Annotated in this window: 19 protein-coding genes; 17 read left to right on the top strand and 2 right to left on the bottom strand. The window is 49.1% G+C overall.

The window, feature by feature from the left end; all coding sequences use genetic code 11:
• Nucleotides 1–8 precede the first annotated feature (8 nt).
• Entirely contained in the window at nucleotides 9–2,594 is a 2,586-nt protein-coding gene (gene glnD / locus CBX96_RS00645) for a bifunctional uridylyltransferase/uridylyl-removing protein GlnD (protein WP_011626709.1), read from the bottom strand.
• An 82-nt stretch (nucleotides 2,595–2,676) separates the two neighbouring features.
• Nucleotides 2,677–3,474, bottom strand: coding sequence for a type I methionyl aminopeptidase (gene map / locus CBX96_RS00640; RefSeq protein ID WP_041408815.1), 798 nt, complete (start codon nucleotides 3,472–3,474; stop codon nucleotides 2,677–2,679).
• Nucleotides 3,475–3,783: 309 nt separating this feature from the next.
• Between map and rpsB the strand changes: the two genes are divergently transcribed.
• The 17 genes from rpsB to tilS all read left to right on the top strand — a co-directional run bounded on the left by rpsB (nucleotide 3,784) and on the right by tilS (nucleotide 23,614).
• Nucleotides 3,784–4,512, top strand: a complete 729-nt coding sequence (gene rpsB, locus CBX96_RS00635) for a 30S ribosomal protein S2 (protein WP_011071784.1) — start codon at nucleotides 3,784–3,786, stop codon at nucleotides 4,510–4,512.
• A 119-nt stretch (nucleotides 4,513–4,631) separates the two neighbouring features.
• A complete protein-coding gene (gene tsf / locus CBX96_RS00630; RefSeq protein ID WP_011623392.1) occupies nucleotides 4,632–5,483 on the top strand; it encodes a translation elongation factor Ts in 852 nt (283 codons plus the stop codon).
• A 69-nt stretch (nucleotides 5,484–5,552) separates the two neighbouring features.
• On the top strand, nucleotides 5,553–6,281 hold the full coding sequence (pyrH, locus tag CBX96_RS00625) for a UMP kinase (protein ID WP_109285354.1): 729 nt from the start codon (nucleotides 5,553–5,555) through the stop codon (nucleotides 6,279–6,281).
• 30 nt (nucleotides 6,282–6,311) lie between these two features.
• Nucleotides 6,312–6,869: a ribosome recycling factor gene (gene frr / locus CBX96_RS00620; protein ID WP_011623390.1), complete on the top strand. Its 558-nt coding sequence runs from the start codon at nucleotides 6,312–6,314 to the stop codon at nucleotides 6,867–6,869.
• Nucleotides 6,870–6,951: 82 nt separating this feature from the next.
• On the top strand, nucleotides 6,952–7,779 hold the full coding sequence (gene uppS / locus CBX96_RS00615) for a polyprenyl diphosphate synthase (RefSeq protein WP_011626708.1): 828 nt from the start codon (nucleotides 6,952–6,954) through the stop codon (nucleotides 7,777–7,779).
• Between the two features lie 20 nt (nucleotides 7,780–7,799).
• Nucleotides 7,800–8,657, top strand: a complete 858-nt coding sequence (locus CBX96_RS00610) for a phosphatidate cytidylyltransferase (protein WP_011623388.1) — start codon at nucleotides 7,800–7,802, stop codon at nucleotides 8,655–8,657.
• 4 nt (nucleotides 8,658–8,661) lie between these two features.
• The gene (gene ispC, locus CBX96_RS00605) at nucleotides 8,662–9,852 is read left to right on the top strand and encodes a 1-deoxy-D-xylulose-5-phosphate reductoisomerase (RefSeq protein ID WP_109285353.1); all 1,191 of its coding nucleotides are present in this window, start codon (nucleotides 8,662–8,664) and stop codon (nucleotides 9,850–9,852) included.
• Between the two features lie 50 nt (nucleotides 9,853–9,902).
• The gene (rseP, locus tag CBX96_RS00600) at nucleotides 9,903–11,273 is read left to right on the top strand and encodes a sigma E protease regulator RseP (RefSeq protein WP_109285352.1); all 1,371 of its coding nucleotides are present in this window, start codon (nucleotides 9,903–9,905) and stop codon (nucleotides 11,271–11,273) included.
• Between the two features lie 31 nt (nucleotides 11,274–11,304).
• A complete protein-coding gene (bamA, locus tag CBX96_RS00595) occupies nucleotides 11,305–13,785 on the top strand; it encodes an outer membrane protein assembly factor BamA (protein WP_109285351.1) in 2,481 nt (826 codons plus the stop codon).
• Nucleotides 13,786–13,850: 65 nt separating this feature from the next.
• Nucleotides 13,851–14,348, top strand: coding sequence for an OmpH family outer membrane protein (locus tag CBX96_RS00590; protein ID WP_011623384.1), 498 nt, complete (start codon nucleotides 13,851–13,853; stop codon nucleotides 14,346–14,348).
• A gap of 3 nt (nucleotides 14,349–14,351) precedes the next feature.
• Nucleotides 14,352–15,377, top strand: coding sequence for a UDP-3-O-(3-hydroxymyristoyl)glucosamine N-acyltransferase (lpxD, locus tag CBX96_RS00585; RefSeq protein WP_109285350.1), 1,026 nt, complete (start codon nucleotides 14,352–14,354; stop codon nucleotides 15,375–15,377).
• Nucleotides 15,378–15,409: 32 nt separating this feature from the next.
• The gene (gene fabZ / locus CBX96_RS00580; RefSeq protein ID WP_041412686.1) at nucleotides 15,410–15,874 is read left to right on the top strand and encodes a 3-hydroxyacyl-ACP dehydratase FabZ; all 465 of its coding nucleotides are present in this window, start codon (nucleotides 15,410–15,412) and stop codon (nucleotides 15,872–15,874) included.
• Nucleotides 15,871–16,641, top strand: coding sequence for an acyl-ACP--UDP-N-acetylglucosamine O-acyltransferase (lpxA, locus tag CBX96_RS00575; RefSeq protein ID WP_011623381.1), 771 nt, complete (start codon nucleotides 15,871–15,873; stop codon nucleotides 16,639–16,641). Before fabZ ends, lpxA begins: the two co-directional genes overlap by 4 nt.
• 116 nt (nucleotides 16,642–16,757) lie before the next feature.
• On the top strand, nucleotides 16,758–17,915 hold the full coding sequence (gene lpxB / locus CBX96_RS00570) for a lipid-A-disaccharide synthase (RefSeq protein WP_109285349.1): 1,158 nt from the start codon (nucleotides 16,758–16,760) through the stop codon (nucleotides 17,913–17,915).
• Nucleotides 17,915–18,544, top strand: a complete 630-nt coding sequence (rnhB, locus tag CBX96_RS00565; RefSeq protein ID WP_109285348.1) for a ribonuclease HII — start codon at nucleotides 17,915–17,917, stop codon at nucleotides 18,542–18,544. The genes lpxB and rnhB overlap by 1 nt, the downstream gene beginning before the upstream one ends.
• Nucleotides 18,545–18,661: 117 nt before the next feature.
• Nucleotides 18,662–22,138 (top strand): DNA polymerase III subunit alpha, encoded by a 3,477-nt coding sequence (dnaE, locus tag CBX96_RS00560; protein WP_109285347.1) that lies wholly within the window; start codon nucleotides 18,662–18,664, stop codon nucleotides 22,136–22,138.
• Nucleotides 22,139–22,216: 78 nt separating this feature from the next.
• Nucleotides 22,217–23,614, top strand: coding sequence for a tRNA lysidine(34) synthetase TilS (gene tilS / locus CBX96_RS00555; protein WP_109285346.1), 1,398 nt, complete (start codon nucleotides 22,217–22,219; stop codon nucleotides 23,612–23,614).
• The last annotated feature ends 20 nt before the right edge of the window (nucleotides 23,615–23,634 follow it).

Genomic DNA, 23,634 nt, shown 5'->3' with positions numbered 1-23,634 from the left:
CGTTTTGGTTAATTGGTTGACTCTGTGTTGATGGCGCTCAGCGCGCTAATCAAGGCTTCCTTGAGCGTATTCTCTTGGGTTTCATTGAGTTGCAAGCCATCATTGGTTTGCAAAATAAAAAAGTCTTCGGCTCGCTCGCCAATGGTGGTGATCTTGGCGGCCAGCAAGGTCGTGTTGCAGCGATAAAAAATATCGCCCACTTTAGCTAATAATCCCGGCGTATCCAAGGCGATGAGTTCCATCATACTTGTACCATGACGGTTACTCTCAAGGAAACTCACCTGAGTGGGAACATTAAAAGGTTTCATCTTGCGTGACAGCTTTCTAAAGCGCGGCAGCTTAGGGTTATCGCTTGCAAGCGCCTTTTCAAGGGCCTTACGGATACTCTGAATGCGTGAGAGTTGGCTCACGGGGGCGCCGTCTTGCTCGAGGATAACGAAGGTGTCAAGGGCGTAATTATCCTTCGATGTCATAATGTTAGCATCGTGGACGTTGATGTTTTTATTGTCGAGCACCGCCATCACGGTGGCGAACAGCTTAGGTCTGTCCTGACAGTAGACAAAGAGCTCTGTGCCGCCGCGTGTCGTGTGTTTGGACACCAGCACCAGCGGCTCATCTAGCTGTTTATGCTTAAGGATAGCTTCGGCATGCCAAGCAACTTGATTCGGCTGGTGGCGCAAAAAGTAGTCGGCCTTAAAGCGTTGCCAGAGGGTATCTAAATCTTTTTCTTTCACGCCACGGCGAAGCAGGTCTTTCTTGGCCTTGGCTTGATATTCCCGTACTCGCGCACGGATATCGACGGGTTTTTCTTTCCCACGTGCCAGCACCCTTTGGGTGGAGAAATACAAGTCACGCAGCAGTGAGCCTTTCCAGTTGTTCCAAGTTTTCTCGTTGGTGGCGCAGATATCGGCGACGGTTAAGCAATATAAATAACTTAAATGCACCGCATCGCGCACTTTGCTGGCAAAGTCGGCCACCACATCGGGATCGGAAATATCGCGGCGCTGAGCGGTTACCGACATCACTAAGTGATTTTCGACCAGCCAAGCGACTAAGCGGCCATCGTGGTCGTTCAAGCCATGGAGCTTACAGAAGGCGAGGGCATCGCTTGAGCCAAGCTTGCTGTGATCGCCGCCGCGTCCCTTGGCGATATCATGGAAAATTGCGCCAAGTACCAACAAACCTTTTTTCGGTAACTGATTGATCAGCACTGAGCCTAAAGGAAACTCTTCCTTCTGCTCCGGCTGTGAGAAGCGCTCGATATTGAGCAGCAATCTGTGGGTGTGTTCATCCACAGTATAGGCATGGAACAGGTCAAATTGCATTTGGCCTTCAATATTGCGCCATGCGGGCAAATAGGCCGACAGCACCCCGTGTTTATGCATCAGCGATAAGGCCGCGATGCCACGAGGATGCTTTAATATTTCCATAAAGGCTTGGCGGCACTGCGGATTTTCCTGCAAGGGTTGCAGCTGCGCCCGGCGTGCGCGCCTTAGCGACCTCAGTGTCGGCGCATAAATGCCTTTAATATTGGAGTTTTTAGCGACATGGACAAAGAGGCGTACAATTTCTTCGCCGCTATCGAATAAATCGTCCCTTAGGGCCTCGATAAAGGCACCGCGGCGTTGATAGTTATTGTCAATCGCTTGAATTTCTAAGGCCTTGGTTTGGCCCAGTGTCGCCCGCTTAAACAGTTGCAGCAGCATTTCGTTCAGCTCCATCACGCGGCGCACCGTGCGATAGTAGCGTTTCATCATCTGCTCAACGGCGAGTTGAGTGGCGTCTTCATAGCCCATCAGTTCGGCTACTTGGCGCTGGACATCGAACAGCAGGCGATTTTCATCGCGCCCGACCGCCATGTGTAGGGCAAAACGCAGCTTCCACAGAAAATGCTGACACTCGAGCAGCTCTTCTAGCTCGGCGGGCTCTAAAAATTCGTATTGAACCAGTTCTTCTAGGCGTGAGGCGCCAAAGTGGCGCATGGCAACCCAGGCGATAGTTTGAATGTCCCGCAGGCCACCGGGGCAACTCTTAATATTTGGCTCAAGATCGAAGGCGCTCGCCTTAGCATGGCGGGCCGTTTGTTCATCACGTTTGGCGATAAAGAACTGGCTCGACGTCCAAAAATCGCTCTGACGGATGGCGTCATAGAGTTGATCGAACAGGGATTCTGGGCCTGAGAGTAACCGAGCCTCGAGCAGGTTAGTGGCGATGGTAATGTCTTCTCGCCCCAGATTTAAGGTATCGCTGAGGGTGCGAACACTGTGGCCAATTTCAAGGCTGGCGTCCCATAAAAAGGCGATAAATTCGCTCAGTGCGGTTTCGGCCGCTTGCGATAACTCGCCTTCGAACAGGAATAATAAATCGACATCCGAGTGCGGATGTAACTCGCCGCGACCATAGCCGCCAACGGCGATCAAGGCGATAGGATATTGGTCCAGACCGTGTTGTTGCCAGGCCTGTTTGACGAGGGAATCGACGAACTGACAGCGCTGCGTCACTAGCTCTTCAATCGGGGTTTTGGCCTTGAATCTTGCTAAAAGCGTTTGATTCTGTTCGATTAATGATTGTTTAGCTAGCAGAGCTGTATTCATCGAGTCCCTTGTTTGGATGCGTTAAGATATTTGCTATCCACCGAGCCTCATGATGACTTGGTGGATAGTTTAACGATTGTCATTAGTGATTAATAATCCGCGGAAAATCTTCCTCATCACGCAGAGTCAGGACTTCTACACCGGTTTCGGTCACTAATAATGTGTGCTCCCACTGGGCTGAGTTTTTACCATCAGAGGTGGTCACAGTCCACTTATCATCGCGGTCTAACACTGTGGTGTGGCGACCAGCGTTGATCATTGGCTCAATGGTAAAACACATGCCTGGGCGTAAAATGGTGTTGTCACCATTACGGTAGTGCATGACTTGCGGTTCTTCATGGAAACCGGCACCAATACCGTGACCACAATAATCTTGCACGATGGAATATTTCTCAAGACCTGTTTTGCTGGCTTTGATGAATTTTTCGATAGTATTGCCGATTTCCCCCAGTTTTAACCCCGGGCGAACCTTACGAATGGCAAGGTATAGGCTCTCTTGGGCGATACGGCATAGGCGCTTGTCCTTAGGACTCACTTCACCGATTAAGAACATTTTAGAGGTGTCGCCGTGGTAACCGTCTTTAATGACTGTGATATCGATATTGAGAATATCGCCATCCTTGAGAACGCGGTCACTCGGAATACCATGGCAAATAACGTTGTTTAACGAAGTACAAATCGACTTAGGAAAACCATGGTAGTTGAGCGGGGCAGAAATCGCGCCTTGCTCTTCGGTATATTTGGCGCAGATATCGTTTAATTCATTAGTGCTCACGCCAGCCTTTACATAAGGGGCGATCATTTCTAATACCTGTGCCGCCAGTTTACCTGCTGCACGCATTTTCTCGATTTCTTCTGCTGTCTTAATGACTATACTCATTGCGTTTTCTCTTGTGTCTTCGATGTCTATTGGCGGCATCCACCCGATGCAAAAATTTGTGCTTTAGGGCTATTTATGGTATAAAGCGCGCCGTTATGTTTAAGTCTTGATGAATTTCCCAAGCGCAGCTTTATCTGCTTTTGGGCGATAGCAAAACTAAAGATGGCGGCCATTATACATGGCAATTTATCTAAATACTAAATCACACACGTGTCGACACATTCTTCGGGGTGCCCTCAGCTGTTAACTGCGGGGTCGAAGACATGGGATGCGTGGAGGTCTAACCCCCTAAATTTTAAGGTAATAGAAATGACTACAGTTTCAATGCGCGATATGCTCCAGGCCGGTGTCCACTTCGGTCACCAAACCCGTTACTGGAACCCAAAAATGAAGCCATTCATTTTCGGTGCTCGCAACGGCGTTCACATCATCAACCTTGAGCATACTGTGCCAATGTTCAATGAAGCGCTGGCTTTCATCAGCAACGTTGCTTCAAAGAAAGGTAAAGTATTATTCGTTGGTACTAAACGTGCTGCTGGCGAAGCGATCAAAGAAGCTGCTATCTCTTGCGATCAGTACTATGTTGATCACCGCTGGTTAGGCGGTATGCTGACTAACTGGAAAACCGTTCGTCAGTCAATCAAGCGTCTGAAAGAACTGGAAAGCCAATCAGTAGACGGTACTTTCGACAAGCTGACCAAGAAAGAAGCGCTGATGCGTACTCGTGAGCTTGAAAAGCTGGAAAAATCTTTAGGCGGTATTAAGAACATGGGCGGCCTGCCAGACGTATTATTCGTTATCGGCGCTGACCACGAGCATATCGCTATTAAAGAAGCTAACAACCTGGGTATCCCTGTTGTTGCAGTTGTTGATACTAACTCTGCTCCAGACGGTGTTAACTACATCGTTCCTGGTAACGACGACGCAATGCGCGCTATTCGCCTGTACACTACTTCTGTTGCTGCAGCTGCTAACGCTGGCCGTGGTCAAGATTTAGCTGTTCAAGCTGAGCAAGACGGTTTCGTAGAAGCCGAATAATAATAAGGCGGGATGAGTTTCATCACCCTTATTAACCAAGATTTTGATTGGTTAACAGGGGCCATTCGGCCCCTGTTTTATATCTGCAAATTAGTCGAATTTTTAGAGAGGATTTAACAATGGCAATTTCTGCTGCCCAAGTTAAAGAACTGCGCGAGCGTACTGGCGCAGGCATGATGGATTGTAAAAAAGCGTTAGAAGAAACCAACGGCGACATGGAGTTAGCAATTGACAACATGCGTAAGTCTGGTGCTGCTAAAGCTGCTAAGAAAGCAGGTAACATCGCTGCTGACGGTACTATCCTGATCAAAAACGGTGAAGGTTTCGCAGTACTGTTAGAAGTAAACTGCCAAACTGACTTCGTTGCTAAAGATGCGAACTTCTTAGGTTTTGCTAACGCTGTTTTAGACGTTGCTGCAGCGTCTAAAGTGTCTTTAGAAGACTTAAAAGCCCAATTCGAAGAAGCCCGTGTTGCTCTAGTTGCTAAAATCGGTGAAAACATCAACGTTCGTCGCGTTGAGTACATCGACGGCACTCAATTAGCTTCTTACCGTCACGGTGAGCGTATTGGTGTTGTAGTAACTGGTGAAGCGGATGAGGAAACTCTGAAGCACCTAGCAATGCACGTTGCTGCTTCTAAGCCAGAATACGTTAACCCAGAAGACGTTCCAGCAGACGTAGTTGCTCGTGAACAAGCTCTGCAAATCGAAATCTCTATGAATGAAGGCAAGCCTGCTGAAATCGCAGAGAAAATGGTTGTTGGTCGTATGAAGAAGTTCACCGGTGAGATCTCTCTGACTGGTCAAGCTTACATCATGGAACCAAAGAAAACTGTTGGCGAATTCTTGAAAGAGAAAGGCGCTAAAGTCACTAACTTCATTCGTTTAGAAGTGGGTGAAGGTATTGAGAAGAAAGAAGAAGATTTCGCAGCTGAAGTTGCTGCTCAAATCGCTGCTTCTAAAAAGGCTTAATCGCCAACGCTAAATACCCCCAAGACCGCAGCAATGGCTGCGGTCTTGTTATGACCAGGACAAAAAACTATGAGCACCAATCCAAAACCTGCATTTAGACGCATTCTTCTAAAATTAAGTGGCGAAGCACTGATGGGCGACGAAGGCTTCGGCATCGATCCTAAAGTGTTAGATCGCATGGCTCAAGAAGTGAAAGAGCTGGTAGAGTTAGGCATTCAGGTGGGTGTGGTCATTGGTGGTGGTAATCTATTTCGCGGTGAAGGCCTAGCAAAAGCTGGCATGAACCGTGTGGTGGGCGATCACATGGGTATGCTGGCAACGGTTATGAACGGCTTGGCCATGCGTGATGCCCTGCACCGTGCCTATGTTAATGCTCGTCTGATGTCGGCAATCCCGTTAAAAGGGGTATGTGACGACTACAATTGGGCTGAGGCTATCAGCTTATTAAAATCAGGCCGTGTAGTGATTTTTGCTGCGGGTACTGGTAACCCATTCTGCACTACCGATTCTGCCGCCTGTTTACGTGGCATTGAAATCGAAGCAGAAGTCGTGCTAAAAGGCACTAAAGTCGACGGCGTTTATTCTGACGACCCGATGAAAAATCCAGAAGCAGTCAAGTACGATGATTTAACGTACACTGAAGTACTGGACAAAGAATTAAAAGTAATGGACTTAGCAGCCTTTACGATGGCGCGTGATCATGACATGCCAATCCTAGTATTCAACATGAACAAACCAGGTGCGCTGCGCCGTGTGGTCATGGGTGAAGAAGAAGGCACATTGATCAAAGCGAAATAAGTTATTTAATGACCAAGAAGGACATTTAACGTGATTGCAGATATTAAAAAAGATGCTCAAGAACGCATGGGTAAATGCGTAGAAGCGACTAAGAACCAAATGGCGAAAGTACGTACTGGTCGTGCACACCCAAGCTTACTGGACTCTATCCAAGTGTCTTACTACGGCACTATGACACCGCTTAACCAAGTGGCTAACGTGGGCATCGAAGATGCGCGTACTCTGTCAGTAACTGTGTTTGATCGTAGTGCAATCCAAGCGGTTGAGAAAGCGATCATGAGCTCAGACCTTGGCTTAAATCCAATGTCAGCGGGTGCTACCTTACGTATTCCATTACCAGCACTGACGGAAGAGCGTCGTAAAGACTTCATCAAAGTCGTACGTGCAGAAGCCGAAGGCGGCCGTGTGGCGATTCGTAACGTACGTCGTGACGCCATTTCTGATGTGAAGAAGCTCGAAAAAGCCAAAGAATGTACTGAAGACGATGTTCGCCGCTTTGAAGACGAAGTGCAAAAGTTCACCGATGCTCACATTAAGAAGGTCGATGAGATCTTAGCTGCCAAAGAAATTGAGTTGATGGAAGTCTAATCTCAGGCGCTATAAGCTAGAGTTGCTACGCCGTGTAGGGGTATACTACACGGCGTTTGTCTATTTTAAAGGGTTGTAATAGATGTCATCCACAGTGGAATTTGATCCGCAATCTAGGTCGACTGAGCAGGATGCTTGTGCTCAGACAAGCTTACCTGAGGTATTACCTGAACTCGTAAAACAGTCATTACCTAAACATGTTGCGATTATTATGGATGGTAATGGACGTTGGGCCCAAACCCAGGGCAAACCACGAGTTATGGGGCATAAAGCCGGCGTAAAGGCGGTGAGGCGTGCGGTGAGTGCGGCCAGTCAGTTAGGAATACAATCGCTGACGCTATTTGCGTTTTCCAGCGAGAATTGGCGCAGACCCGATAAAGAAGTCAGCTTGCTGATGGAACTGTTTTTTACCGTGTTGCAACGGGAAATTAAGTTGTTGGATAAAAACCAGGTCAGACTGAATATCATCGGCGATATCAGCCGTTTTTCTGCGCGTTTACAAAAACAAATTCGTGCCGCAGAAGAAAAAACTGCCAGTAATAATGGATTGATATTGAATGTGGCGGCCAATTACGGCGGTCGTTGGGACATACTGCAAGCTGCGCAAAAGTTAGCTGAAAAGGTGGAAACTGGCGAAATGACCAGCAGTCAGTTCACCGAAGAAGCCTTGAGTGAACATTTATGCATGCAAAATCAGAGTGAAGTTGATTTAATGATCCGTACTGGTGGGGATTACCGGATCAGCAATTTTGTGCTCTGGCAGGCTGCCTATGCTGAATTGGTGTTTTTGGACACCCTTTGGCCTGATTTCGATGAACAGGCTTTTCATGAAGCGATTGCCACTTTTGCCAGTCGCCAGCGCCGTTTTGGTTTGACCGGAAGTCAAATTGATGAGATGCGCGCATTGTAAAACGTCATGAGGGATTTTTTTTGCTAAAACAACGTATAATAACAGCAATTTGGTTAATTCCATTAGTTTTGGGAGCGATCTTTTTACTCCCCGTAGAGTACTTTGCTTGGGCCTTAGTGGCCGTGTTTCTGATCGCCGCTAAGGAGTGGGGCAGGATCATTGATAGTCAATGTGATGTGACTCAATGGAGTTTTACTTGCACCGTCGGTATTTTACTTATCGCGTTGAATTTAATTGTTCCCGCCGACACCATTTGGCTCAGGGGACAAATTCATCCTATCTATCTTGCCGTGATTGCCATCGGCGCATTCTGGTGGATAGTGTCACTGCTGTTGGTGGTGACTTACCCTAAAAGTGCCAAACTCTGGCAAAAGAACCCGATGCTAAAGTCCATGTTTGGACAACTTACCCTAGTGCCTTGTTTTGTGGCGCTGATTGCACTCAAATCCATTAGTTCGCAAATATCGCCTTACTATGGCGCATCATTGGTATTACTGGTGATGCTGATTGTCTGGGCGGCCGATTCGGGCGCTTATTTTGTCGGTAAAGCTGTAGGCAAGACCAAGCTGATGCCTGCGGTGAGCCCTGCTAAAACTCTAGAGGGTTTATTGGGCGGCCTGATGACAACACTGATTGTTGTCGCTGGGGTGATGTATATTTCGCCTGAGCAGGAATTAGGGTTAGTGGTCGCGGTTACCATTTTCGTGGCACTGATTTCGGCGCTCGGCGATTTATCGGAGAGTATGTTTAAGCGTGCCGCCTGCATCAAAGACTCTGGCACGATTCTGCCTGGGCATGGTGGCGTACTCGATCGCATCGACAGCCTCACTGCGGCCTTGCCGGTGTTTACCTTAATCTACATTGCATTTTGGATGTAACGCTATGCAAAATATGGTGATTTTGGGCGCAACTGGGTCGATTGGTGCCAGCACTTTAAGTGTGATTTCGGCTAATCCCGATGCCTATCGTGTTTACGCTTTAGTGGCGAATGCGAGTGTCGATAAGATGCTCGCCCTGTGTGTGACCCATCGCCCCCAAGTCGCCCATATGGTCGATAGTCAGGCCGCATTAGCGCTACAAGCCAAGCTTCCCCCCGAGCTTAATATCCAAGTCAGTAGCGGTGAGGATGAACTCATTGCCTTAGTCACAGCCACTGAAGTGGATACTGTGATGGCCGCTATCGTCGGCGCTGCGGGGCTAGTGCCCACCTTAGCCGCCGTTAAGGCGGGTAAGCGAGTATTGCTTGCCAATAAAGAAGCCTTGGTGATGTCGGGTGAACTCTTTATTGAGGCCACTAAAGCCTCTGGCGCGACTCTATTGCCAGTTGATAGTGAGCACAATGCGATTTTCCAATGTTTACCCGAAGAAGTGCAGGCCAATTTAGGCCGCTGTGATCTAGCCGCATCGGGAATTTCCCATATTTTACTGACCGGTTCGGGCGGCCCCTTCTTGACCGCTGAGCTTGCCAGCCTTGCGTCGATGACGCCAGCACAGGCCTGTAAACATCCAAACTGGTCGATGGGGCCGAAAATTTCAGTCGACTCCGCCACTATGATGAATAAGGGCTTGGAGTTTATTGAAGCGCGCTGGTTGTTTAATACCCAGAAAGACCAATTAAAGGTGGTTATCCATCCGCAGAGCGTTATCCATTCGATGGTGCAATACCGCGATGGCAGCGTGATCGCACAAATGGGTAACCCGGATATGCGTACACCGATTGCACATTGTATGTCCTATCCACAAAGAATTAGCTCTGGCGTTGAACCTTTGGATTTTTTCAAAGTCGGACAGTTAAGCTTTTGTGAGCCGGACTTTAATCGCTTCCCTTGTTTGGCATTAGCGATCGCCGCTTGTGCCCAAGGCCAAGAAGCGACTACGGTACTCAATGCCGCCAATGAAATCGCCGTTGAGGCTTTTTTACAGGGACAGATTGGTTTTACCCATATCGCTAAGGTGAATGAAGCTTGTTTATCATCAGTGCCTAAACGGACGATGACCAGCATCGATGATATTATCGCCCTCGATGCGCAAACGCGGATATATGCCCGCGAACAGTTAGCGAAATTGGCTTAATCCTCATTTGATGAGGAATAAGCCAATTTTACGATGACATAAGGAGTGGAATGTTAGATTTTTTGTGGAACTTAGGTTCGTTTATCGTTGCGCTTGGGCTGCTTATCACCGCCCACGAATACGGCCATTTCTATGTTGCACGCCGCTGTGGCGTGAAGGTTGAACGTTTCTCGATTGGTTTTGGTAAGGCGATTTGGCGCAAAGTAGGTCAAGATGGCACTGAGTACGTCATTGCCATGATCCCGTTAGGCGGCTATGTCAAAATGCTCGATGAGCGAGTAGAAGACGTACCCGATGAGTTAAAGGACCAAGCCTTTAACCGTAAAAGTGTATGGCAACGGATTGCGATTGTAGCCGCAGGTCCGATTGCAAACTTTATCTTTGCGATTATTGCACTGTATTTAATGTATTTAATTGGCGTGCCATCGCTCAAGCCAGTTATTACCTCTACCACACCTGGCACTGCGGCGGCGCAAATCCAAGTGAATGAGCCGATGCAAGTGACGGCAATTTCTGGCCAGCCTGTACGCAATTGGGAAGAAGTGAATTTAGCGCTAGTAGGCCATATCGGCGATGACAGCTTAACCGTCTCCCTTGCGCCGCTAAATGGCTTGCAAGGTTTAGATACCACGGCTCGCACTTATACCCTTGATACCCGCGAGTGGCGTTTCGACCCAGAAAAAGAGTCGCCGATTACGGCGTTGGGTTTGGGTGTGTATCGCCCTGCGATTGAGCCACAAATTGCGCTCATCAGCGAAGGCAGTGCGGCGGCTAAGAGTGATCTGAAAGTCGGCGATACTTTGGTTGCCATCAATGGCCAAAATTACACCGATTGGCAAGCTTTTGTTGACATTATTCAACATTCTGCCAATGTGCCTGTGGAGTTAACTGTGCGCCGTAATGGCGAGCAGTTTGCCATCTCTGTGACACCTGAGAGTGTTAAAAATAGCGATGGCAAAGATATAGGCGTGCTTGGGGTGAGCCCTGCTCAGGCGCAATGGCCCGAGAATATGCGCCTACAACTCGAATATGGCCCAATCGATTCTTTCGCTATCGCAGTGGATAAAACATGGCAACTTGTTGCTGTGAGCTTTAAGATGATTGGCAAATTATTTACTGGCGATGTGTCAGTGAAAAACTTAAGTGGACCTATCTCAATCGCACAGGGTGCGGGCAATAGTGCAAACTATGGCTTGGTTTACTTTCTCGGTTTCCTCGCGCTTATCAGTGTCAATTTAGGCATCATTAACCTGCTGCCATTGCCTGTGCTCGATGGGGGACACCTGCTGTATTACTTCGTTGAGGTAATCACTGGTAAACCTGTGTCTGAAAAGGTACAGGAAATAGGATTCAGATTTGGGGCAGCATTGCTGCTGATGTTGATGAGCATCGCGCTCTTCAATGACTTTGCCCGACTCTGAGCAAGGACAGACTAATAATTAGAAGTGCTCTATGAGATTGAATAAACTTTTTGCCTCGATGTTATTCGTCGGTGCGTCGTTTTCAGGGACTGTGTTGGCGGATACTTTCCAACCCTTTGAAGTGACCGACATCCAAGTTGAAGGTTTGCAGCGAGTCGCACTGGGTGCTGCCTTGTTAAGCTTACCAGTGAAAGTGGGTGACACTGTTGACCAGTTAAAAATTCAACAAGCCATTAAAAGCCTGTATGCATCGACTAACTTTGAGAACATCTCAGTCAGTCATGATGGCGGTGTGTTGATTGTCAAAGTCACTGAGCGACCAACGATCAGCGCCGTGACCTTTGAAGGCAACAAAGACATTAAAGATGAGCAGTTACAGGAAAGTCTGGACGGCTCAGGCGTGAAAGTCGGTGAGTCCTTAGACCGTACTATGCTGACGGGCATCGAGAAGGGATTACAAGACTTCTACTACGGTGTGGGTAAATACGGTGCGAAAGTCGAAGCGCAGGTGATTAACTTGCCCCGTAACCGTGTCGAACTAAAATTCAAGTTCACCGAAGGTTTAGCGGCTGAAATTCGCCAAATTAACGTGGTTGGCAACAAAGAGTTCACCGATGCTGAGCTTATCGGCATGTTAGAACTCAAAGACTACGTGGCTTGGTGGGATCTGTTCGGTGAACGTCGCTACCAGAAGCAAAAGCTGCAAGCTGACCTTGAAACCATTAAAACCTATTACCACAACAAGGGTTATATCCGCTTTGAAGTCACCTCGACTCAAGTGGCGATGACGCCTGACCGTAAAGGTTTGTATATCACCATCAACGTCAACGAAGGTGAGAAGTACAAGGTTAAAGACGTTAACCTCACCGGCGACTTAATGGGCCGCGAAGAGTTAATGAAATCGATTCTGCCAATTAAGGCGGGCGATATGTACAACGGCGGTGATGTGACCTTCACCGAAGAGATGTACAGCAAATATTTAGGCCGTTTCGGTTACGCTTACCCTGAAGTGAAAACCTACCCTGAAATTGATGATAAAACCAAGGAAGTGACCTTAAACATCAATATCAAACCGGGTAAACGTGTGTATGTGCGTTCGGTTAACTTCACTGGTAACACAGTTACTAAAGATGAAGTGATGCGCCGCGAACTGCGTCAGATGGAAGGTGCTTGGTTAAACTCGGCGCAGGTTGAGCAATCTAAAGCTCGTCTAAACCGCTTAGGCTTCTTCGAGACCGTTGATACCGAAACCATTCAAGTGCCAGGTACCGACGATTTAGTCGATGTGGCCGTGAAAGTTAAAGAGCAGCCATCGGGCTCATTTAACGCCGGAGTGGGTTATGGTACTGAATCGGGCTTAAGTCTGCAGTTTGGTGTGCAGCAAAATAACTTCCTCGGTACGGGTAACCAAGCGGGCGTGAGTTTAAGCACCAACAAGTATTCTAAGAGCGTTAACTTATCTTACACCGATCCATATTGGACCAAAGATGGCGTGAGCTTAGGTGGCAGCGTTTACTGGAACGAGTTCGATGCGAATGAGGCTAACCTTGAACGCTATAAGAACAGCTCGTACGGCGTGGCATTAAACTCAGGCTTCCCAATTAATGAATACAACCGTATCAACGGTGGTATTGGCTATCGCCATAACACGATTTCAGAAGTCTCAGCCTACGAACAAGCGCTGCGTTTCTACAATATCTACCGTGACGATGATCCAAATGCCGATTTAAGCTTCGATAACTTCGAGCTGAGCTTAGGCTGGTACCGCAGTACCTTAAACCGTGGCACCTTCCCAACGGACGGTTCGTCACAGCGTTTAAGCGGTAAGATGACAGTACCAGGCTCGGATCTGCAGTACTTTAAGACTGACTTCGATACTAACTATTATTTCCCCATCAACCGTAGCCACAGTTTTGTGCTGTTAGCGCGTGGTCGTTTAGGTTATGGCAACGGTTATGGTCAATTTAATGATAATGACCAAATCCTGCCTTTCTGGGAAAACTATTACTCGGGCGGTAGTACCTCACTGCGAGGCTTTAAGTCTAACTCGGTCGGTCCACGTTCATTCTTCCTCTTCCGTGGAAGTGAGCCTTGTGCGCCGGATCCATCGGGTGACGGTTGTAGCTTACCGGGCGATCCAAACCGCATCCAACTTAACAGTGGCCGTTCTATCGGTGGTAACGCGATTGCAACTGCGAGCATGGAGTTAATTGTGCCAACGCCATTCTTGGATGAGGCTTACACTAACTCTGTTCGTACCAGCTTCTTCGTCGATGCGGGTAACGTATGGGATACTGAGTTCGATTTCGCTAAGTATCAAACGCTGCCAGCGGAAGAATTTGATAAGCTACAGGACTACAGTGATCCTGGCCGTATCAGAGCGTCTTGGGGGTTAAGCTTACAGTGGCTATCTCCTATGGGCCCAATGGTATTCAGCTTGGCATGGCCGATTAAAGAATACGAAGGCGATCAAACAGAGATCTTCTCGTTCAATATTGGCAAAACTTTTTAAAAGGCATACACTCGGCAGGTTTTGCTGAATATAACAAAGGTAACAAGGAGTCTATTTTGAACAAGATGGTAAACCGTGCCCTGGTGACGTTGGCTTTATTAGGTGCACCTTTAGCGGCGCAGGCAGAAAATATTGCTGTTGTTGATATGGGCGCTGTGTTTGAACAGTTACCTCAACGTGAGCAAATCTCCCAATCTCTGAAATCAGAGTTTGGTGATCGCATGGCTGAAGTTCAGAAAATGCAAGAAGAAATGCGCTCTCTGATGGAGAAGCAGCAACGTGACGGCGCGTTAATGAATGACACGCAAAAAACTGAGCTGGTTCGTAAAATGGAAGCGTTAAAATCTGAATATCAGCTAAAAGGTAAAGCTTTGGATGAAGACTTACGTCGTCGCCAAGGTGAAGAGCAAAACAAACTGTTAGTTAAGGTTCAAAAAGCCATTAACACTATCGCTGAAAAAGAAAAATACGATTTAGTTTTACAGCGCGGTGCCGTCATTTATGTTAAGCCAAATGCTGACATCAGTGGCAAAGTGGTTGAAGCCTTAAGCAAAGGCAAGTAATTAATGAAAAGTGTGACTTTAAAAGAGCTAAGCCTGTTATTAGACGGCGTTGTTCAAGGCGATGAAACGTTAGTGATCAACAGCGTTGCGACACTTGAGCATGCCCAATCGGGTCAAATCTCTTTTTTAGCCAACAGCAAATACCGTGCTCAGCTTGAGTCAACTCAAGCGAGTGCGGTGTTATTGTCGGCTAAAGACGCGCAGGACTATTCAGGCACTGCGTTAGTTGTTAAAGACCCCTATGTGGGGTTTGCCCGTGTGGCTCAGTTTTTAGATACCACGCCCAAGGCGGCCGTAGGTATCCATCCTTCGGCACAAATCGACTCTTCTGCCCAATTAGGCGAAGGTGTGGCAATTGGTGCCAATGTGGTGATTGGCGCGAATGTGATCCTCGGCGAAAACGTGCAGATTGGTGCGGGCTCTGTGATTGGTCAAGACTCCATCGTAGGCTCTAACACTCGTCTGTGGGCCAATGTGACCCTCTATCACAATGTCCATTTAGGCCAAGATTGTATTATCCATTCCGGCGCAATTATTGGTTCCGACGGTTTCGGTTACGCCAACGAGCGTGGACAATGGATTAAAATTCCCCAAACCGGTGGTGTACGTATTGGCGATCGCGTCGAAATTGGTGCGAATTCAACTATCGACCGTGGCGCCTTAGGTCATACCGAGATCCACAACGGTGTGATCATCGACAACCAAGTACAGGTTGCCCACAACGATATTATTGGTGAAAATACCGCGATCGCTGGCAGCACGACCATTGCTGGCAGTGTGACCATTGGTAAACATTGTATTATTGGTGGTAACTGCGCGATTGCAGGCCACTTGACCATTGCCGACGGTGTCCATCTTTCTGGCGCGACAAACGTTACAGGTAACATGCGTGAGCCTGGTTTGTATTCTTCTGCGACAGTGGCAATGGAAAACAAAGTGTGGCGTAAAAATACAGTTCGCTTCCGTCAATTGGATGAACTGTTCCAACGCGTGAAGACGTTGGAAAAGAATTCAAATACACCAGAGTAATTGCCCCAAGGCAATTTTGAGGAACTAGGTTCGTGTCTAATCAAATGAACACTATGGATATTACGGAGATCCTTAAGTATCTACCCCATAGATATCCATTTTTATTAATCGATCGCGTTTTAGATTACACCCCAGGTGAGAGTCTCCATGCGATTAAAAACGTGACGATTAATGAACCCTTTTTCCAGGGACATTTCCCTGTTCAGCCTGTGATGCCCGGCGTGCTGATTTTAGAAGCCATGGCACAGGCCACTGGTCTGCTCGCGTTTAAGACCATGAGTGACGATGTACCGCCTCCTGGTGTGTTGTACTATTTTGCTGGTATCGATAACGCGCGTTTTAGACGTGTGGTTGAGCCTGGCGATCAAATCCATTTTGAAGTCAAAATGATTAAAGAGCGCCGCGGGATTGGCGTTTTCTATGGTGAGGCCAAAGTGGATGGTGAAGTGGTTTGTTCCGCTGAAATCATGTGTGCCCGCAGAGAGATTAATCAGTGATAGATACATTAGCGTTTGTGCATCCCGATGCAAAAATTGGTAAAAACGTCACCATAGGCCCATGGAGTTATGTGGGCGCGGGTGTCGAGATTGGCGACGATTGTTGGTTAAGCTCCCACGTAGTGGTGAAGGGCCCAACCATTATCGGTAAAGGCAACCGTATTTTCCAATTCGCCTCCGTGGGTGAAGAATGCCAAGATAAGAAATACGCAGGCGAGCCAACTCGACTCATTATTGGCGATAACAACATTATCCGTGAGCATGTGACCATTCACCGTGGTACGGTTCAAGATAATAGCGAAACTCGTATCGGCTCTAACAACCTGTTTATGAACTACGTACATATCGCCCATGACTGTGTGGTCGGTAATAACGTGATTATGGCCAACAATGCGTCTATCGCAGGCCATGTGCATGTGGGGGACTGGGCGATTCTCGGAGGTATGACTGGCGTTCACCAGTTTGTGCATATCGGTGCCCACGCCTTTACCGCCGGTTGCTCGTTATTGCTACAGGATGTGCCACCCTTTGTGATGGCGGCGGGACAACCTGCCATTCCTCGTGGCTTAAACAGCGAAGGTATGAAACGCCGTGGTTTCTCTAAGGAGAGCCAATTAGCGGTGCGCCGAGCCTATAAAACCTTATATCGCAGCAGTTTAACTGTTGATGAAGCGATTGAAGCGCTTGCCGAAGATGCGCAGAACGATGAGCAAGTTAAGTCGTTCATTGAGTTTGTTAAATCATCGGGTCGCGGCATTATTCGTTAAGAGTCCTAGACTCTACACTATGCCATTCATAGGCACTGCTCGTAATATTCTGCTTTAGACAATGCCATGGCAGAGATGCGCTGCGGTGCCATTCACTTGTCAGATATGATTGGTTTATGAGCAAAAAATCTCAATTAGTGTTTGCAATGGTCGCCGGAGAACTCTCCGGCGATATTTTAGGTGCAGGTTTAATGGCCGCACTGCAAAAAACACACCCCAACGCCCGTTTTGTCGGTATTGGTGGACCTCGTATGGAAGCCCTAGGCTTCGAATCCCTGTTCGCAATGGAAGAGTTAGCCGTGATGGGGATAGTCGAAGTGCTATCACGCTTGCCACGCTTACTCCATGTGCGCTCATCCCTGATTAAGTCCATCACCGAACTTAAACCCGATTGTTTTATCGGTATCGATGCACCGGATTTTAATATCGGTCTTGAGCTTAAGTTAAAGGCGCAGGGGATTAAAACTGTTCACTACGTGAGCCCTTCGGTATGGGCATGGCGCCCCAAGCGTATTTTTAAAATCGCTAAGGCCACCAATATGGTGCTGTCATTATTGCCCTTTGAGAAAGCTTTTTACGATAAGCATCAGGTGCCTTGTACCTTTGTCGGCCATACCTTGGCTGACGATATTCCGTTAGAGAGTGATAAGGCGAGCGCCCGTCAGTTGCTTGAACTCGATCCTGAGGCCGAATACCTCGCGATTTTACCCGGCTCACGTGGCGGCGAATTAAAGCAATTAGCCGAGCCCTTCGTGAAGGCAGCGCTACTTATCAAGCAGCAATTTCCCGATATTCGCTTTGTGACGCCTTTAGTGAATCAAAAGCGCCGTGAGCAGTTTGAGCAAGCGTTAACAGCGCATGCGCCGGATCTGGAAATCCACATGGTAGAAGGTAAGTCCCGTGAGGTGATGGCCGCTGCCGATGGTATTTTACTGGCGTCGGGCACGGCAACGCTTGAGGCCATGCTGATCAAACGTCCTATGGTCGTCGCCTATCGCGTGAGTTCGCTGACCTATCAGATAGCGAAAACCATGATGCAAGTGAGTCGTTTCTCTTTGCCGAATTTATTAGCGGGGCGAGATGTGGTGCCAGAGCTTATCCAGCACGATTGCACGCCGGAGAAGATTGCCGAAGCGGTTGGTATTGAGCTGAACCGCGATTTTGCACCAATCAAAGCCGAGTTTGAGCGTTTGCACCAAATGCTGCGCTGCGATGCCAGTCAAAAAGCGGCTGAGGCGGTGTTAGCACTGGTCGATGCTAAGGATGTGAACTAATGGCGGTATTTAAGACGTTAACCGACGCCGATATGGCCATCTTCTCAACAGGTTTAGTGGCGGGCGTGGATGAAGTCGGCCGTGGCCCACTGGTTGGCGATGTCGTCACCGCTGCGGTGATCCTCGATCCCAATCGCCCCATTGCTGGCTTAAACGATTCTAAAAAGCTCACCGAGAAGCGCCGCGAGGCCTTGTTCGATGAGATTTGTGAAAAAGCCTTAAGCTATCATGTGGGGCGGGCAACACCTTCGGAAATCGATGAGCTGAATATCCTGCATGCCACTATGCTGGCGATGCAGCGCGCGGTTGCAGGGCTTGCTCGTGCGCCCGAGTTAGTTTTAGTCGATGGTAATCGCAGTCCGGCGTTTACGCACCAAGGGCTGTCTCTGAACAGTCATAGCATAGTCAAAGGTGATGGCCTGATTGCGAGTATCAGTGCGGCGTCGATTATTGCCAAAGTCACCCGCGATCGGGAGATGGATGCCCTCGATGCCGCTTATCCCCAGTATGGATTTGCTAAGCATAAGGGCTATCCGACTAAGGCGCATTTTGACGCCATCGCCGAGCACGGCGTGTTCGACCAATATCGTAAAAGTTTCAAACCCGTCAAGGCATTACTGGAGCGATAACACCGATTGGGTGTTTTCACTTCAGCTTGAGAGCGAAGTCACTAGCCCAAGGGCTGTGACTTTGTTAGTCTGCTTTTTTAGTGATTGTTAACCTGCTATTCAAAGATAATTCTAATTATGTCCGATCCTCGTTTTGTGCATCTTCGTGTCCACAGTGACTTCTCTATGTCCGATGGTGTGGCTAAGGTCAAACCCATCCTCGCCCAAGTTGAGGCGAAGGGCATGGCTGCAGTGGCCTTAACGGATCAAAACAACCTCTGTGGTCTGGTCAAGTTTTATGGTGGCTGCCATGGGGCGGGGATCAAGCCGGTTATCGGCGCGGACTTTTGGATGCAAGTGCCGGGTTTTGATGGCGAGTTTTGTGCCTTAACCATTATTGCGATGAATAATGATGGCTATCAAAATCTGACCCAAATCATCAGCCAAGCCTATTTACGTGGCCATGTTCAAGGGCGTGTGGTGATTGACCAAGAATGGCTTGTCACCTACAACGAAGGCATTTTACTGCTATCTGGCGGTCGGGAAGGAGACGTAGGTAAGGCACTACTTAAGGGCAACAATACCCAAGTTGAGTCCTTATGCGAGTTTTATCAACAGCATTTTGAAGGGCGCTATTACCTCGAATTGTTGCGCACGGGGCGCCCCGATGAAGAGCGTTACCTGCACATGGCGGTAGGACTGGCGCAGGAAAAGGGCATTCCCGTCGTCGCCACCAATCAGGTGGTGTTTTTAAAACCAGAAGACTTTGAATCCCATGAGATCCGCGTTGCGATCCACGATGGTTTTACACTCGCCGATCCTCGCCGTCCTAAAAAATACAGCGAGCAGCAGTACCTTCGCAGTGAAGAGGAAATGTGCGAGCTGTTTGCTGACATTCCTGCCGCGCTCGAAAATACCGTTGAAATTGCCAAGCGTTGCAACGTTACCATTCGCTTATACGAATACTTCTTACCGAACTTTCCTACAGGCGATATGTCGATTGAGGATTTTCTGGTTGATTGCTCTAAGAAGGGGCTCGAAGAGCGTTTAGAGTTCTTATTCCCCGATCCACAAGTGCGCGCCGAGCGCCGCGGTGAATATGACGAGCGTCTCGATGTGGAGCTTAAGGTTATCAACCAGATGGGCTTCCCCGGTTACTTCCTTATCGTAATGGAGTTTATCCAGTGGGGTAAGGATAACGGCATTCCTGTGGGGCCTGGCCGTGGCTCGGGCGCGGGCTCGCTTGTGGCCTATGCCCTTAAGATTACCGACTTAGACCCCCTCGAATTCGACCTGCTGTTCGAGCGATTCCTCAACCCAGAACGGGTATCTATGCCCGACTTCGACGTCGACTTCTGTATGGATAGACGCGATGAGGTGATTGACCACGTGGCCGAACTCTATGGCCGTGAGGCGGTATCGCAGATCATTACCTTCGGTACCATGGCGGCTAAGGCGGTTATCCGCGACGTGGGCCGTGTGCTCGGCCATCCCTATGGCTTTGTGGACCGCATTTCTAAGCTTATTCCTCCAGAGCCTGGCATGACACTCGCCAAGGCCTTTGAGGTGGAACCTGCGCTGCAGGAGTCCTACGATGCCGATGAGGATGTGAAAGATCTTATCGACATGTGTCGTAAACTCGAGGGGGTGACCCGTAACGCCGGTAAGCACGCTGGGGGCGTGGTGATTGCGCCCACCAAGATCACCGACTTCTCGCCGCTTTACTGCGACGCCGAAGGTAAAAACCCGGTCACCCAGTTCGATAAGAACGACGTGGAAACCGCCGGCTTAGTCAAATTCGACTTCTTAGGGTTAAGAACCCTCACCATCGTCGACTGGGCGCTGGAGATGATCAACAAGGTGGAGGTTAAAAACGGGCGTCCACCAGTGCGGATTGAGGCGATTCCGCTAGACGACCCCGCTTCGTTCCGCTTGCTGCAACGCTATGAAACCACTGCGGTATTCCAGCTCGAATCCCGTGGTATGAAGGATTTGATTAAGCGTCTGCAACCCGACTGTTTCGAAGATATGATCGCACTCGTGGCACTGTTCCGCCCGGGGCCTCTGCAATCGGGCATGGTGGATAACTTTATCGAGCGTAAGCATGGTCGTGAAGAGGTGTCTTACCCTGATTCTCAATATCAGCATGAATCCTTGAAGGAGCTGTTGTCGCCCACCTACGGCATTATTTTGTACCAAGAGCAGGTAATGCAGATTGCGCAGGTGCTATCGGGTTATACCTTAGGTGGCGCGGACATGCTGCGCCGCGCTATGGGTAAGAAAAAGCCTGAGGAGATGGCTAAACAGCGCGGTACCTTTAAAGAAGGGGCGATTAAGAACGGCGTCGATGGCGAGTTGGCGATGAAAATCTTCGACTTAGTGGAAAAGTTTGCGGGCTATGGCTTTAACAAATCCCACTCCGCTGCGTATGCGCTCGTGTCCTATCAAACGCTGTGGCTCAAGACTCACTTCCCGTCGCAGTTTATGGCGGCGGTAATGTCCGCCGATATGGACAACACAGACAAAATCGTCACTCTAGTGGATGAATGTGAGCGCATGGGACTGACCATTATCCCGCCGGATGTGAACAAAGGTCTGTTTAAGTTTACCGTCGATGATGATCTACGCATCGTTTACGGCATCGGCGCCATCAAAGGTGTGGGTGAGGGGCCGGTTGAGTCGATTCTTGAGGCGCGTAAGGACGGCCCCTTTAAAGATTTATTCGACTTTTGCGCCCGTATCGATCTTAAAAAACTTAACAAGCGGGTGATTGAAAAGCTTATCTGCGCTGGCGCCTTAGATGCGCTTGGGCCGCACCGCGCTTCTATGATGGCCACCTTGCCCGAGGCGATTAGCGCCGCCGATCAGCATGCTAAGGCCGAGGCCATCGGCCAGCATGATATGTTTGGTCTGCTCAATAGCGATCCTGAGGACAGCAAGCAGCAGTTTGTCGAATGCACCCCGTGGCCCGATAAAATTTGGCTCGAAGGGGAGCGCGAGACCTTAGGCCTATATTTAACCGGTCACCCGATTAATCAATATCTTAAAGAGCTTAAGCATTACACTTCTGGGCGCTTAAAGGACGTGCATCCAACCGATCGCGGCAAAACCGTGAAGGCGGCAGGCCTTGTGGTTGCAACCCGGGTGATGCTCACTAAGCGTGGTTCAAAAATGGGCCTGCTGACGCTAGATGACAAGAGTGCGCGCCTCGAGGTGATGCTCTTTACCGAAGCCTTTGAGAAGTTTAACCATCTGCTCGAGAAGGACAGGATCCTGATCTGCGAAGGCGAAGTCAGCTTCGATGATTTTGCCGGTGGCAACCGTATGACGGCGCGCAACATTATCGATATCAGCGAGGCACGTAGCCACTTTGCCAGCGCCTTAGAAATCGATCTAGACGCTTCGCAGCTAACGCCTAGCGTGCTCGAAAGTATCGAGCAATCGATAAGCCCGTGGCGCAATGGTGCCGTACCCGTGGTGATTAACTACAGTCAAGCGCAGGCCAAGGGCCAATTTAGGTTGGCGGAACATTGGCGAGTGAACCCCAGCGATGAATTGGTGTTTGCCCTTGAGAGCCTGCTTGGGCCAAATAAGGTGCGGATTTTGTTCCCATAATTGATAAGCTGACAAAGACTTGGGGTTGGCAGGGGATAATTAGCATCTGCGAGTGATGGATTTTATAGGGTGATTGCAATGGCGGCAGTGGAACTGAGTGCCCATATAGCGCGTTTTTTAGCGAGCTTACCTCTGCAAGCGGGGAGCAAGTTAGTCCTCGCTTACAGCGGCGGCATCGATTCCGAAGTGCTCGCCTACGGTTTGAGTGAATTCGCCAAACATCATCCCGAGTTACATTATCAACTGATTTATGTGCACCATGGCTTGAGTCCTAATGCCGATGCTTGGGCTGAGCACTGCCAAACTCGCGCCGCCAACTATGGTTTGCCAATCACGGTCGAGCGGGTGCAACTGACCCTAGGGCCGAGAGTGAGTGTTGAAGCCGAGGCGCGAAAAATGCGTTATCAGGCGATATTGCAGCACCTTAAGCCTCAGGATGTGCTGCTGACCGCCCACCATGAAGATGACCAACTCGAGACGATTCTACTCGCCCTCAAACGCGGTCAGGGCCCCAAAGGATTAGCCGCCATGGGGCAAATCCAAATGCTCTCACTCGGCGAGAAGGGGGCTTGCCTGCAAGCGCGTCCCTTACTCGATATTAGCCGTGAGCAGATTGAAGCTTTTGCCCAAACGCAGCAGTTAGTGCATATCGAAGATGAAAGTAATCAAGACGATAAATACGATCGTAACTTTTTACGCCTCGAGATTATCCCGCGCCTAAAAGCACGTTGGCCCAGTATCGCCACCACCGCAAGCCGCAGCGCCCAGCTTTGCGCCGAGCAGCAGGCCATAGTGGACGCCGAGGTGAGTGAGCGTTTACCTAAGCTGTTAACCGAGGCGCCCTTTACCCTGCAAACCGTGCTTAAGCTTGATGGGCTCTCTACGCAAACTAGCGAATGGCAAGGATTACTGCTGCGGGGCTTTATCGAATCCCAAGGCTTTGCATTGCCTTCCTATGTGCAGCTACAGCAAATTCTGCAGCAGTTAATGGGGGCAAAAGAGGATGCCAAAGTGCAGCTCCAGATTGGTGACTGTGTGCTGCGCCGCTTCGCCGGCATGCTTTATCTGGATTCGCTAAGCATTGCATCCACCGCGCCGCGAATCACTGCGCGCGAGCTGCATCAAGATATTCTGGCTTTACTGACTCAAGCATCAACAATGGTTGAAGATAACATTGCGCCATTTACCTTAGCGACCATGGGGCCTCGGCTGCGATTACCCAATGCGGATGAGGTGGTGAGCCTGCGCTATCAGCTGCCGGGACAATTTCGCTGTCAGCCGCATTTTCGCGATAAAGGGCGCGACCTTAAAAAACTCTGGCAAGAATGCGCAGTGCCGCCATGGTTACGTGCTGAGGTGGGGTTCTTGTTCTATAACGAGCGTTTAGTGATGGCGCTGGGACTCTGGGTCGAAAAGGCATTTTGTGCCCAAGGGGATGATGTCGGGCTTAAGTTTGATGGGCAGGCAATCGGATAGCAAAGTCTATTTACCAGGCT

This window comes from Shewanella sp. BC20 (genome assembly GCF_003129585.1).
In the GTDB taxonomy this organism is placed as follows: Bacteria; Pseudomonadota; Gammaproteobacteria; order Enterobacterales; family Shewanellaceae; genus Shewanella; species Shewanella seohaensis.
Note: the sequence above shows the minus strand (reverse complement) of the source record. Positions and strands in the feature narration are given on the sequence as shown.

Coding starts and splice junctions, on each gene's coding strand:
- glnD (WP_011626709.1), bottom strand. CDS start 2,594: ATGAATACAGCTCTGCTAGCTAAACAATCATTAATCGAACAGAATCAA.
- map (WP_041408815.1), bottom strand. CDS start 3,474: ATGAGTATAGTCATTAAGACAGCAGAAGAAATCGAGAAAATGCGTGCA.
- rpsB (WP_011071784.1), top strand. CDS start 3,784: ATGACTACAGTTTCAATGCGCGATATGCTCCAGGCCGGTGTCCACTTC.
- tsf (WP_011623392.1), top strand. CDS start 4,632: ATGGCAATTTCTGCTGCCCAAGTTAAAGAACTGCGCGAGCGTACTGGC.
- pyrH (WP_109285354.1), top strand. CDS start 5,553: ATGAGCACCAATCCAAAACCTGCATTTAGACGCATTCTTCTAAAATTA.
- uppS (WP_011626708.1), top strand. CDS start 6,952: ATGTCATCCACAGTGGAATTTGATCCGCAATCTAGGTCGACTGAGCAG.
- ispC (WP_109285353.1), top strand. CDS start 8,662: ATGCAAAATATGGTGATTTTGGGCGCAACTGGGTCGATTGGTGCCAGC.
- rseP (WP_109285352.1), top strand. CDS start 9,903: ATGTTAGATTTTTTGTGGAACTTAGGTTCGTTTATCGTTGCGCTTGGG.
- bamA (WP_109285351.1), top strand. CDS start 11,305: ATGAGATTGAATAAACTTTTTGCCTCGATGTTATTCGTCGGTGCGTCG.
- CBX96_RS00590 (WP_011623384.1), top strand. CDS start 13,851: ATGGTAAACCGTGCCCTGGTGACGTTGGCTTTATTAGGTGCACCTTTA.
- lpxD (WP_109285350.1), top strand. CDS start 14,352: ATGAAAAGTGTGACTTTAAAAGAGCTAAGCCTGTTATTAGACGGCGTT.
- lpxB (WP_109285349.1), top strand. CDS start 16,758: ATGAGCAAAAAATCTCAATTAGTGTTTGCAATGGTCGCCGGAGAACTC.
- rnhB (WP_109285348.1), top strand. CDS start 17,915: ATGGCGGTATTTAAGACGTTAACCGACGCCGATATGGCCATCTTCTCA.
- dnaE (WP_109285347.1), top strand. CDS start 18,662: ATGTCCGATCCTCGTTTTGTGCATCTTCGTGTCCACAGTGACTTCTCT.
- tilS (WP_109285346.1), top strand. CDS start 22,217: ATGGCGGCAGTGGAACTGAGTGCCCATATAGCGCGTTTTTTAGCGAGC.